10 protein-coding genes are annotated in these 12,925 nt (G+C 62.4%); 2 read left to right on the forward strand and 8 right to left on the reverse strand.

Annotation, left to right across the window (positions count from 1 at the left end; all coding sequences use genetic code 11):
• Positions 1-9: 9 nt before the first annotated feature.
• The 5 genes from PMI18_RS25890 to PMI18_RS25870 all read right to left on the reverse strand — a co-directional run bounded on the left by PMI18_RS25890 (position 10) and on the right by PMI18_RS25870 (position 6,477).
• A complete protein-coding gene (locus PMI18_RS25890) occupies positions 10-723 on the reverse strand; it encodes a GntR family transcriptional regulator (protein ID WP_007895809.1) in 714 nt (237 codons plus the stop codon).
• Between the two features lie 86 nt (positions 724-809).
• Entirely contained in the window at positions 810-2,057 is a 1,248-nt protein-coding gene (locus PMI18_RS25885) for a thiolase family protein (protein ID WP_007895810.1), read from the reverse strand.
• Positions 2,054-3,937 (reverse strand): feruloyl-CoA synthase, encoded by a 1,884-nt coding sequence (locus PMI18_RS25880; RefSeq protein ID WP_007895812.1) that lies wholly within the window; start codon positions 3,935-3,937, stop codon positions 2,054-2,056. Before PMI18_RS25880 ends, PMI18_RS25885 begins: the two co-directional genes overlap by 4 nt.
• A 132-nt stretch (positions 3,938-4,069) precedes the next feature.
• Complete coding sequence (locus PMI18_RS25875; RefSeq protein ID WP_007895814.1) at positions 4,070-5,518, reverse strand: aldehyde dehydrogenase; 1,449 nt, start codon at positions 5,516-5,518, stop codon at positions 4,070-4,072.
• Between the two features lie 128 nt (positions 5,519-5,646).
• Positions 5,647-6,477: a p-hydroxycinnamoyl CoA hydratase/lyase gene (locus tag PMI18_RS25870; protein ID WP_007895816.1), complete on the reverse strand. Its 831-nt coding sequence runs from the start codon at positions 6,475-6,477 to the stop codon at positions 5,647-5,649.
• A gap of 212 nt (positions 6,478-6,689) precedes the next feature.
• On the opposite strand from PMI18_RS25870, the gene PMI18_RS25865 reads away from it, so the two are divergent.
• Positions 6,690-7,178, forward strand: a complete 489-nt coding sequence (locus PMI18_RS25865; RefSeq protein ID WP_007895817.1) for a MarR family winged helix-turn-helix transcriptional regulator — start codon at positions 6,690-6,692, stop codon at positions 7,176-7,178.
• Between the two features lie 57 nt (positions 7,179-7,235).
• Here PMI18_RS25865 and PMI18_RS25860 read toward each other — a convergent pair whose 3' ends face one another.
• A complete protein-coding gene (locus PMI18_RS25860; protein ID WP_007895818.1) occupies positions 7,236-8,546 on the reverse strand; it encodes an OprD family porin in 1,311 nt (436 codons plus the stop codon).
• A 335-nt stretch (positions 8,547-8,881) separates the two neighbouring features.
• Here PMI18_RS25860 and mhpT point away from each other — a divergent pair, with 335 nt between their 5' ends.
• Positions 8,882-10,117, forward strand: coding sequence for a 3-(3-hydroxy-phenyl)propionate transporter MhpT (mhpT, locus tag PMI18_RS25855; RefSeq protein WP_007895819.1), 1,236 nt, complete (start codon positions 8,882-8,884; stop codon positions 10,115-10,117).
• 82 nt (positions 10,118-10,199) lie between these two features.
• On the opposite strand, the gene PMI18_RS25850 is transcribed toward mhpT, so the two are convergent.
• Both PMI18_RS25850 and PMI18_RS25845 read right to left on the reverse strand, forming a co-directional pair.
• Positions 10,200-11,651: an amidase gene (locus tag PMI18_RS25850; RefSeq protein ID WP_007895820.1), complete on the reverse strand. Its 1,452-nt coding sequence runs from the start codon at positions 11,649-11,651 to the stop codon at positions 10,200-10,202.
• A 16-nt stretch (positions 11,652-11,667) separates the two neighbouring features.
• Entirely contained in the window at positions 11,668-12,915 is a 1,248-nt protein-coding gene (locus tag PMI18_RS25845) for an MFS transporter (protein ID WP_007895821.1), read from the reverse strand.
• Positions 12,916-12,925: the final 10 nt, after the last annotated feature.

Genomic DNA, 12,925 nt, shown 5'->3' on the forward strand with positions numbered 1-12,925 from the left:
GAATCGCGCCTATTCCGAGCGGAGAATGACCTTCATCCGCTCTTCAGCCGTCGCCGAGCCGAAGATCTCGGCATAGCGTAGCGTGGCGTTGGCGTGCTCACGCATGATCGCTTCGGCACGCGCGCCCTGGCGGTTGACCAAGGCATCGAACACCGAATGGTGTTGCATGTGGGCGTAGTTGAAGCGTCGGTATTCCCGGACCATGTCGTTACGGTCCACTGCCAGGGCTGTTACCGAAGCGAAGGGCAAGTGGTCGTTGCGCGCCAGGGCGTCGGCGATCGCCGGGTTGTGGCTGCCTTCGACAATCACTTCGTGAAAACGCATGTTGAGGTCGTGATAGACCTCCAGGTCCTCGATGGTCACAAACCCCTTGTCGAACAGCTGATCACCTTGCATCAGGCACTGTTCAAGGGTTGCCCGGGCCTCGTCCGATAGCCCGCGCTCGGCGGTCTGGCGCGCCGCCAGGCCTTCGAGCACACCTCGCACTTCAACCGCACCGGCAATGTCATCGGGGCTGACCGAACGCACCTGAAACCCGCGCCCGCCAAAGCGCACCAGCAAGCCTTCCTGCTCCAGCGTGCGGAACGCCATGCGCACTGGCATTCGCGAGACACCAAACAACTCTGCTGTGGGAATTTCCATCAAGCGCTCGCCAGCCGCCAGTTCGCCCGAGGCGATCATCTTGCGCAACGCGACCAGCACCGTTTGACCGGGCTTACTCATCCAGGCAACTTCCAGAAAGGTGGGTCTGCATAGTAACGCAAGTCAGTGACGCCAGGATTGGGCTGGCTACAACAAAGGCCTCGGGGTTAACCTAAGCCTTGATACGCCGGGTTTTCAATCAGCAGTGCCATGCCCTGCCCGCCACCGACACACGCGGCGGCGATGCCATAACGCAGATTGCCCTCGCGCAGTTGCCTGGCCAGGGTCAGCACCAGGCGCAAACCCGTGGCGGCCAAAGGATGCCCCAAAGCAATCGAGCCGCCCCGCCGGTTGAGCCGGTCACCGTCCAGTTCAAGCGCCTGGGCCACAGCCAATACCTGAGCGGCCTGGGCCTCATTGATTTCCAGCAAGCCGATTTCACCAAGGGACAGCCCGCTGCGTTGCAACAGCAACTGGATGGCTGGCGCCGGCCCTATGCCCATGAATTCCGGTGCCACGCCCACCACGGCACTGGCCAGCAAATGGGCCAATACCGGACGCCGGGCGGCAGACGCTCGCCCCACCAGCGCGGCCGCCGCGCCATCGACCACCGCGCAACTGTTGCCGGCCGTTTGCACACCGCCGGCATGCACCGCTCGCAATCGGCGCAAGGCGTCCAGATCGGTGGGTCGCGGATGACTGTCGCAAGTCACGCGGTCTACGCCCCGTGGCAACTGGATACTGCGAGGCTGATAGCCAGGCAGTTCAAAGCGCTCATTGCCGAGCGCCACCAGCTCCGGTTCAAACCAGCCCTCGGCTTGCGCCTGCAACGCCAGTTGATGGCTGTCGAGAGCGTAACGATCCACCTCTTCGCGGCTCAGGCCGTGCCGCCGGGCGAGGTTGTCGGCGGTGGTGATCATGTCTACACCCGGGGCCGGGTCGTAGAGGGCTTCCCAGAGAAAGTCCTTGAATTCCACGCCCGCACCAAGCCGGAAACCACCTCGGTGGGTGTAGGCGGCAATCGGGTTGCGCGACATGGATTCGGCTGCCACGCACAGCGCCAACTGCACGCCGTCATCCAGCTGCCTGGCGGCCTGCCGCAAGAGTTCGAAACCGGTGGCGCAGATGCGCTGCACACCCAGTGCCGGAGTCTCTTGCGGCACGCCACTATAAAGGCTGATATGCCGAGGCAGCAGGTAAGCATCGAAACTGGCCTGAGCCATGGAGCCGGCCAATACGCTATCGACCAAAGACGGATCGATAGCGGCGCGGGCAAGCACCTCGCGTCCGACCTTGATCCCCAGGTCGATCGGCGAAACTTGGGCCAAGGCCCCGCCGAGATCGACCCAAGGCGTGCGCAGTGCTTCGAAAATGGCCACATCGCCAAAGTTCGAATACTGCCCAGCCCCACTCATGGCAGAGGTCCGGCACGCAAGATGGAAGCTTCTTCGCCGCGATACAGCGCCTCGACCTTGTCGGCACGCCACTGCAACACCGCACGCTGGTTGATCGAGCCCTTGTCGGTGATTTCACCACGGTCGATGGAAGCAGGTTCGTCGAGCAGCGCGATCCATTCCAGGCGGCTGGCATTACCGGTGGCGTCGCGGTTGAGCCGTTGCAGCCAATCGCCGAACCATTCTTGCACCGGCGCGCTGGCCAGGACTTCGGCATCGCTGGCGTGCGCACTCAAACCGGCCAGACGTCGGCATTCGTAAAGACGGGGAAAGACCAGCGCACCCAGGCACTCGCGGTCCGGCGCGGCCACCACCAGGTCCTGAACATAGGGCGAGCCTTCGAGCACTGCGCGGTTGCGCAACGGGCCGACGCTGACAAACACGCCGGAGCTCAGTTTGAAGTCCTCGGCGATGCGCCCGTCGAACATCAACCCCAGTTGCGGATCGCGGGCGTCGGCCAGTTTCAATGCGTCGCCGGAACAGTAAAAGCCCTGCTCGTCGAACACTTCGGCGGTCTGCTGCGGCGCGCGCCAGTAACCCGGCATGATGTGCGGCCCGCGAAAACGTCCCTCCAGCTTGCCGTCCACCGGCACCAACCGCACTTCGCATCCGGGTGCTGGCAGGCCGATGTAGCCGGCCATGGACAATGGCCCGGTGGTGAACGTGCAGGACGGTGCCGCCTCGGTCATGCCGAGCCCGGCCATCATGCGAATGCGTTCTCCACAATGCTGTTCGGCAACCCGGTCCAGGCGATCCCAAACGCGTTGGGACAAACCGGCGGCGGCGAAAAAGAACAGTTTCATGCGCGAGAAAAAACGTTCGCGCAACTCGCCGTCCTGCTCCAGCGCATTGACCAGTTCTTCCCAACCCTTGGGTACGGTGAGGTACGCGGTGGGCGATATTTCCTTGAGGTTGCGCAGTGTTTCAGCAAACCCCTGGACGTTCGGCTTGCCGTCGTCCAGGTAAAAAGTGCCGCCGTTGTACAGCACGATCCCGACGTTGTGGCTGCCGCCGAAGGTGTGATTCCACGGCAGCCAGTCCACCAGCACCGGAGGTTCTTCGCCGAACACCGGGAAGGTCTGCAACAGCATTTGCTGGTTGGCGCAGAGCATGCGCTGGGTGGTGATCACTGCCTTGGGCAACTTGGTGGAGCCTGAGGTAAACAGGAACTTGGCGATGCTGTCCGGCCCGGTAGCCGTGAAAGCGCAATCGGCCTCGGCACTGCCGGGTTGCTCCAGCAGACTGGCAAAGCTCGCCTGATTGCGCCCAGGAATTTGACCGCGCACGGTGATCAGCGGCGTTTCGGTCGGCAGCACCGCATCGATCGCCCGCTGATAGACTGCGGCGTCGCTGACGAACACCAGGCCCGGTTGCAGCAGATTGCAGACATGCCGCAGCTTGGCGAAATCCTGGGACAACAATGAATAGGCAGGAGAAACCGGGCAGTAAGGAATCCCGGCATACATCGCACCCAAGGCAATCTGTAAATGCTCGATGTCGTTGCCCGAGAGGATCGCCAGCGGTCGTTCCGCCGAAAGCCCATAACTGAGCAGGCGTTGGGCAATGGCGCGGACGCTGGTCAGCATCTCGGCGTAACTCACCCGGCGCCAGTCGCCGCCGTTCTGGCGAGCCGCGATAAAGGTCTGTTGCGGGCGCACATGGGCCCAATGCACCAGGCGATCCAGCAAACGTACAGGCAACTTGGCCAAGGGTTCCAGGGAGCGCATATGCAGGATGCCCTGCTCTTCGCTGACCTCGACCGCAGGATTGCCGATGGACACTTGGCGATAGCGCGGCGCATTGGCTTCGGTCTGGGGTGGCGATCTGAATTCGGAACTCACGTGCTTGCTCTCCATCAAGGCATACCACCGGCTCGCACAAATGCGTGGCTGCAGCCTCTTTATTGTTATGTCTGCCTGCACGCGGGCGGCAATCACTCTCAAGTGTTTGTCGCCCGACGGTGCGGCGGATGCTCAGATCGGGTAGTGCCGCGGGCCGTTCTGCAAGGTCACCCAGCGTAACTGGGTGAAATGCTCGATAGACGCCTTGCCGCCAAAACTGCCATAGCCGCTGGACTTGACCCCGCCGAAGGGCATCTGCGCTTCGTCGTGCACGGTCGGACCGTTGATATGGCAAATGCCCGACTCGACCCGCTGGGCGAGGGCCAGAGCACGACCAGTGTCGCGACTGAAGATCGCCGCCGACAAGCCGAACTCGGAATCGTTGGCCAGGCGCAACAATTCTTCATCGCCCTCGCCACGCAACACCACCGCCACCGGGCCGAAGGACTCTACGCGGTACAAGCGCATGCCGTCAGTGACACCGTCGAGCAAGGTCGGCTGCAGAATACTGCCCGCAAGCTGACCACCCGTGACCAGGGTTGCGCCCTTGTCGAGGGCATCGTCGATCAACAGTTTGATGCGTTCACCGGCGCTGCTGTCCACCAGTGAACCGAGCACCGAACCTTCGGCGTTGGGGTTGCCGGCGGGCAAGGTAGCGATCTTCGCCGCGAGTTTGGCGACAAAGGCATCGGCCACTTTGGCATCGACGATCAGGCGCTCGGTGGACATGCAGATCTGCCCCTGATTAAAGAAGGCGCCGAAGGCCGCAGCCTCCACCGCTGCGTCCAGGTCGGCATCCTCCAACACCAGGAACGGCGCCTTGCCGCCCAGTTCCAGCAACGCCGGTTTGAGATGACGCGCCGACAGCTCACCGACGATGCGCCCGACATGGGTCGAGCCGGTGAAGTTGACCCGACGCACCGCCGGGTTGGCGATCAGCCGCTCGACAATCGCCGCGGCATCCTGGGGCGCGTTGCTGATGACGTTGACTACGCCGTCCCCGAGGCCTGCATCCTGCAACACTTGGCCAATCAATCGGTGCACCGCCGGGCTCAGTTCCGACGCCTTGAGCACCACGGTGTTGCCGCAGGCCAACGGCATGGCGATGGCGCGGGTGGCGAGGATCACCGGAGCGTTCCACGGCGCGATGCCCAACACCACGCCGCACGGTTGCCGCAGGGCCATGGCGAAGCTGCCGGGCACATCAGAGGGAATGACTTCGCCGGTGATCTGGGTGGTCATGCACGCCGCTTCACGCAGCATGTTCGACGCCAGCTGCACATTGAAGCCGTACCAGTTGGCCATGGCGCCGGTCTCGCCGGCTGCCGCAATGAATTCCGCGCTGCGGGCCTGCAACTGTTCGGCCGCACGCAGCAACCGGGTGCGTCGTTCATTGGGGGCCAGGGCCGCCCAGGCGGGGAATGCCGCTTTGGCCGCGGCGACCGCAGCATCGGCATCTTCCAGAGTGGCGGCGGCAACCCGCGACACGATTTCGCCGGTCACCGGATTACGCCGTTCGAAGGTTCGTCCGTCTCGGGCGGGGCACGACTGGCCGCCGATCAGCAGGGGCACGTCCAGCATGGTGATTCCTCTTTATTGTCTTTATCGGGAATACGTTCGAGGGGCTCACAGTAGCGCCTGGGCGCCGGGGCAAACAGCTGGCAGACGCTCGATCGCCCGGCCAGCTCGCCCTGATTCAATGCCGGGTTTCAGCGTTTGTAAGCCTGCAGACCGGGCTTGATGCTCTTGTCGTCGAGGAACTGCTTCATGCCCTGCTCGCGGCCACCTTCGGTGTCCAGCAGGCGCGACTGATCGAGCTTGGCGTAGAGGTAATCTTCGTTCTGCTCCCAGGTCAGTTCACGGCAACGCTTGAAGCCGTGCTTGGCCGCCCGCAGCACCACCGGGTTTTTCTCCAGCAGGTTACGCGCCAGCTCTATCGTCACTTCACGCAGTTGCGCCAAGGGTACGCTTTCGTTGACCAGGCCCATCTCGGCGGCTTTCTGCCCGCCGAAGGTTTTGCCGGTCATGATGTAGTACAGCGACTGGCGATGGCCCACGGTGTCGGCCATGGCTTTGCTCACCAGGTTGCCTGGCGGGATGCCCCAGTTGATTTCCGAGAGGCCAAAGGTCGCTTCATCGGCGCAGATCGCCAGGTCGCAGGCCACCAGCGGGCTGAAACCTCCACCGAAGCACCAACCGTTGACCATGGCAATGGTTGGCTTGGCGTACATGCGCAGCAGTTTCCATTGCCACTGAGAGGCTTCGCGGCGAATTTTTTCCTGCAGGATTTCCGGGCCGGCGTCGACTTCGCGGAAGTATTCCTTGAGGTCCATGCCGGCGGTCCAGGCTTCGCCCGCACCGGTCAGCACCAGTACGCCGGCGTCCGGATCCTGCTCCAGGGTTTCCAGAACATCGATCATCTCGCGGTTCAGGGTCGGGCTCATGGCATTGCGTTTTTCCGGGCGATTGAGGATGACCCAGGCAATGCCTTCCTCGATTTCCACTTTGACGGTTGTCCAGCGACCTTCGTAATTGCTCATGGCGTTGCTCTCTTGTTCTTGGCTTGACGATGGGTAAAAACTAAACTCCAATAATAGTTATGTCAATTAACTATTAATCAAATTAACCGAATATTTTTTGTCCCGAAAACAAGCGCAACGCCCAGAGATCTGAAAGAGGTCATGGCTATCCCCGGCCAATCTCGGCAAACTAGATAGTCTTCTTAACCGCCAGCCTGAGGATTCACCCTGCAATGGCCAAGTCTTCCAAGATTGCCGCCGCCCCCGAGGCCCCTGCCGACAGCGCCGAAACCCAGGCGCCGCTGGATTCCGCCCTGGACGATCTGATCGGTTACGCCATGCGCCGAGCGCAGCTGAAACTGTTCCAGAACCTCATTGGCCGGCTCTCGGCCCATGACTTGCGACCGGCGCAGTTCTCGGCCCTGGCGATCATCGACCAGAATCCCGGGCTGATGCAGGCCGACCTGGCCAAGGCTTTGACCATCGAGCCGCCGCAAGTGGTGCCGCTGCTGAACAAACTGGAAAGCCGGGCACTGGCGGTGCGGGTGCGCTGCAAACCGGACAAGCGCTCCTACGGGATTTTTCTCAGCAAGACCGGCGAGGCCCTGCTCAAGGAACTGAAACTGATCGCAGCCGAGAGCGACCTGGATGCAACGTCCAACCTCGACAGCCAGGAACGCGAAGAACTGCTCAGGCTGCTGAAGAAGGTCTACCAGGCCTAAAACGCCAACGCCGGCGCGTTCCTGGGGAACGGCCGGTTTCGTGGCAGGTAAAATGACTTACCAGATCGGCACGGTGTAGAGCACCAGAAAGCGGGTCTGGTTTTCATCGCGAAACGCTGCGCCAGCGGGGAAATCATTGCGATAGATCGACTTGCGCGCCATCAACCCGACGTTCTTCAGCGGGCCACTCTGGATGACATACCCCAGTTCCATCTGGAACTCTCGCTCCTTGCGATCGTCGGCATTCAACGCCGTCAGCTCGATATGGTCACCGCGCACATAACGTAGCCGGCTCTTCAGCCCGGGCACCCCGACGGCGGCAAAGTCATAGTCGTACATCGCCTGCCAGGTCCGCTCCTTGGCATTGAGGAAGTCCGAACTCATGGTCAGCTCACTCATGCCCATCAACTCGGTGCCCGACACATAAGGCGTCGCCGTCTCGCCACTGGCGTGCATATAGCCCAGGCTCAAGCGATGACCGCCAAAGCGATAGCCGAACAGCGCCGACAGGTTTTGGTTATCCACCTTGCCGGCCTTGGCGCTGCCATCTTCGTCACTGAAAAAACTGCGCAGGTCGGTGGTCAGCGTGCCCTCGCCCACCTGCAGATTGTGCAGCAAGGCCAGGGTGTTCTGCTGGTACAGGTCCGCCACTTCGGCGTGATAGGCACGCAGACTGAGGTCCTTGTTCACCTGATAATCGCCGCCGACATAGGCCATGTGCGATGAAGTGGCCGCGCCATTGAAACGCCGGTTCGGCGAGGCGATGCTCATCGGCTGGTAGTCGGTGGAATCACGCTTGTTGATGCGATCGATGTAGCCGGTATTGAGGGTCAGTCCGTCGATGTCCTTGGAACTGAGGGTGGTGCCGCGAAAAGTCTGCGGCAGTAGTCGCGACGGGCTGGCGAAAGCGAACGGCAGGAAGATCGACACATCACCGGTCTTCACCGTGGTCTGGGCAAAACGCATCTTGGCGGTCATGGCCAGGCGCGAATATTCGTCCGCCGCGCGCTTGTCGCTGCTGGACACCGGCAGCAACTCGGTGCCGCTACGGTCAGGTGACGAGTCCAGCTTGACCCCCATCAGCCCGCGGGCATCCAGGCCGAAGCCGACAGTCCCCGGGGTAAAGCCCGACTCCACATTCATGATGAAACCCTGAGCCCATTCCCTGGCCGCGGTTTTCGCCCCGTCATCCTTGTAGTCGCGATCCAGGTAGTAATTGCGCAAGGTCAAGGTGCCGTGGCTGTCGTCGATGAAGCCTTCGGCCAGCGCCGGGGTGGCAATCACACTCAAGCCCAACAGGACCAGGCAAGGTGCGCGAACAGGTAAGGCTGAAGTCGCCGCAAGGGCGTTCCAAGGGAGCTTTGGCATGTTCGATGTCCACTTATTGTTGTTGTTTTTTGAACGGGATCGCCAAGGTTGCCCCTGGGATCTCAGGCCAGAGAATGGAAACAGCTGAGGACGGCGTCAATCCATAATGGCCGATAAACGAACATTAATATTATTATCTATTTTTTAGATCCATCTTAGCCGGCACGCCATAACATTGATTTAAATGGAATTAATGACATTTTCCACCGAATATCCACGACCGTTCATTTTTTAGTTATCTTTGTTAATCTTAATTCCAGCCTATCGTCGCTTGAGGCGAGCAGGCTCGCGTTCACCCGTCAGCACACCCACAAAAACAATAAATGAGGTTCGCCATGGACACCCCATCACGTCGTACGACGCTGACCATCGCCCTGTGTTTTATCGTTGCACTGATTGAAGGCTTCGACCTGCAAGCTGCCGGCACTGCCGCCGCGGGCCTGCGCCAGACCTTTGCCCTGGACCCGAAAATGATGGGCTGGGTGTTCAGTGCCGGCATCATCGGCTTGCTGCCGGGCGCCTTCTTCGGCGGCTGGATTGCCGATCGCATCGGTCGCAAGAAAATCCTCATCGGCGCCGTGCTGCTGTTCGGCGTGTTCTCGCTCAGCACTGCCTACGTCGGCACGTTCTCCAGCCTGCTGCTGGCGCGTTTCATGACCGGCCTGGGTCTGGGCGCCGCCCTGCCCAACCTGATCGCCCTGTGTGCTGAAGCCGTGGGTGAGCAACGTCGTGGAACTGCGATCAGCATCATGTATGCCGGCGTGCCGTTGGGTGGAGCACTGGCGGCGGTGGTCGCCATGCTGTTCACCGATCATTGGCAGGCGACCTTCATCATCGGCGGTCTCGCACCGCTGCTGGTGGTGCCGCTGATGATCCTTTTGCTGCCCGAATCCAGCGCCTTTCGCCAGCAACAAGGCACCGTCAATGTGGCGCGCGCTTCAACCGGCCAGGCACTGTTCGGCGAAGGCCGGGCTCGCGTCACCCTGGCGTTATGGCTGAGTTACTTCTTCACCCTGACCGTGATGTATATGTTGCTCAACTGGCTGCCGTCACTGCTGCTGGAACAGGGATTCAGCAAACCCCAGGCGGGCCTGGTGCAGATGCTGTTCAATATCGGCGGAGCCCTCGGTTCCTTGCTCGGCGGGCTGCTGCTGGATCGCTGCAACGGCATCAAGGTGGTGCTGTTTGTCTACGCCGGGTTGCTGGCGGCGCTGGCCGGAGTCGGCCTGTCGGTGGGCATTGTCCCAATGGGCATCGCAGGGTTTGCCGCGGGGTTGTTTGTGATGGCTGCGCAACTGGTGCTTTACGCCCTGGCACCGCCGTCGTACCCGACCTCGGTGCGTGCCACCGGCGTCGGCGCGGCCGTGGCCATCGGTCGCTTGGGGTCAGTCGCCGGACCCTTGGCCGCTGGGCAGATTCTGGCGGCCGGAGCTGGCACCACCGGGGTATTGCTGGCGACCTCCCCCGGGTTGGTGATTGCAGCACTGACCATCATCAGCGTGATTGCCCGTTCGGCCCCACTGACCGAGCCCGGACTCAGAACGGCGAATCCGGTCGCGGACAAACCCTGACCACGCCGCACTCTTTGTAGCAGCTGCCGAAGGCAGCGTTCACCTGTAGCAGCTGTCGAGCCTGCGAGGCAGCGTTCGGCTGCTACGGCTGGCGCGCATTCACCGGCGGTACGCGTTGCCGCCAGGGCTGGGCTTGCTCCAGTTGCGCGGCCAGGGCCAGCAAGGTCGTCTCCTCGCCAAAACGGCCGGCGAAGTGGGCGCCCATGGGCAAGCCTTGCGCACTCCAGTGAAGCGGCACCGACATCGCCGGCTGCCCACTGGCATTGAACAACGCGGTAAAAGGCGAGTAACTGTGGAAGCGCTCGATCAATTCATCGAGGCTCAAGCTGTCGTCCTGCAGATCCAGTTCGCCGATCAGTACCGGTTCACGGGTCAGGGTCGGGCTGAGGATCAGGTCGTAATCGCGCATGAACAGCGCCAGCTGCCGACCCAGGGCATGGATCCACTCCACCGCTGCTGCGTATTGCGCACCGCTGACTCCGCCCTTGTCGCGCAGAATGATGCGGGTGCGGGTTTCCAACTCTTCTGGCTGCACAGGCGCGCCACGCATTCGCCCCAACAGGTCGACATAATTTCGCGTACTGGCACCGATGATGGTGAACACCTGGTCGAGAAACTCAGGTAGCACCACCGGCAACCGGGCGGGTTCCACCCGATGCCCCAGCGACTCACACAGGCTCGCGGCCTGACGCACCGCCTCCAGGCTTTGCGTGGAAGTCGGCCAGGGCCCCAGTTGCTCCACCAGCGCGATACGCAATGGCCGCGGCGCCTGTTGCAAAGCCGTCACATAAGGTTGCGCCGGCAGCGGTGCCGCATAGGGTGCGCCCAAGTCGATCCCCCCCGTGGCGTCGAGCAACGCCGCGCTGTCGCGCACCGACAAGGTGATGCAGTGATTGGTGCCCATGCCGGCCCACCCCTCGCCCACCATCGGCCCGGAGGGCAGCAAGCCGCGGCTGGGTTTTAGGCCGAAGACCCCGCAGCAGGACGCCGGCACCCGCAACGAACCACCGCCGTCATTGCCATGGGCAAAAGGCACCACCCGCGCCGCCACCAGGGCCGCCGCTCCGCCGCTGGAGCCGCCGGCGCTGCGTTGGGTATTCCATGGGTTGCGAGTGGCACCAAAGCGTGTCGACTCGGTGGAATAGGACGTCCCGAATTCCGGTGCCGTGCTGGTGCCGATGATCAGGCAACCGGCGCGACGCAAGCGAGTGACAACCTCGGACTCAAAATCGGCGCGTGCCCCGCCCAGCGCCAATGATCCGTTAGTCATCGCCGCCCCCTGCACCGGTGAAAACAGATCCTTGATCAAGGTCGGCACACCGGCGAACAGTCCCTCCCGCCCTCCGGGCTCAAGCGCCGCCTCACGGGCCTTGTCGTAGAGCCGCTCCGCCACTGCATTGAGTTGAGGCTCAACCCGCTCCAGTCGTTCGATCACCGCGTCGAGCAGTTCCACGGGCTGCACTTCGCCACGCCTGACCCACGCGGCCAAGCCAGTGGCGTCTTCCTTGTCCAACAGCTGCTGGATGTCTTGCATGCTTGATACTCCGGATCTATTTCAATGACGAATGGGTGAAAGGCTCGGGAGAGTTCGATTGGTGACGCAACAACCCAACGATCCCCCAAAACAACGCGGCAGCGAGGCTGGCAAAGGCCAGCCACTCGATGGCATGGCGCAAGTCCCCGGCAAACGCGCTCAGCACAGCTACCACCAAGGGACTGACGAACTGACCGAAATACAGGCAGGCGGTAAAGCCGCCCAAGCCCCGGCCACGGGTTCGGACACTCAGGGCCTCCATCACCGGCGCCATGACATTGGGCACCAGCAGTCCCGCGCCCAAGCCATGGATCAGCACTGCCAGCAACACCTCGTTGTAGCTTTGCCCGCGCATCAGCAACCACAGCCCGAGCGCCAGCAACAGCAGCAACACCGCATTGGTGCCGGCGATCCCCAGGCGCCGACGCAGCAGCGGCCAGGCCAGGGAACCGCCCAGGGTGGCCAGCAGGCTCAGGCCGGCGGACAGGCCAATCAGGGTGCTGGATGTCACGCCAAGACCGACCAGCAAAATGGGCGCCTGCACCGGCACTACGAAGCTCAGCACCATACCGCCGAGGATCAGCAGATAACCCAGCATCAGCGGCAGGATCGCCACCCGCTCCGGTCCCTGCGCCTCAACGCATGGCTGAGCACGAACCGGTTCCCAGAGCACCTTCATCATTGCAGGCACTAACAGCAGCGGCAGCAGATAGAGGAGGAACGGCAAGCGCCAGGAGTGCTCGCCCAAAGCACCGCCCAGGACGAAGAACAGCGCGCCGACCAGGCCGATGGTGACTACTTGGCGATTGATGTAGCGCAGTCGCTCTTCGCCCTGCCAATAGTCGGCGATCAAGGTCGCGCAACACGTCATCACCGCCGCTTCGGCCACCCCGAACAGCAGGCGCACGGCGACGATGGACAACAGATCTCCGAGCAGTGCCGGTACCGCGCCGAGCACCGCATAAAGCAAGGTGGCGATCACCAGCAGCGCCTTGCGCCCCACTCGATCGGCGAGCCAGCCGGCCAGCGGCGCGCACAAGGCAATCGCCAGCGCCGGCCCGGTCACCGCCAATGGCACCAGCAGATCAGCCCGAGGATTGAGCGGTCCGAACTCGGCACCGAGTTTGGGCAGGATCGGCGCGATCATCACCGCTCCCATGATGGTCAAGCTGCTGCCCAACATCAGCACCAGCCCTTCACGGCGTCCCGTGGCCTGACGCGCGACAGGCATCGCCAGGGTCGAAGCAGAATGCACAGAAGTCATGGTCCGGCCC

This window comes from Pseudomonas sp. GM102 (genome assembly GCF_000282555.1).
Lineage (GTDB): Bacteria > Pseudomonadota > Gammaproteobacteria > Pseudomonadales > Pseudomonadaceae > Aquipseudomonas.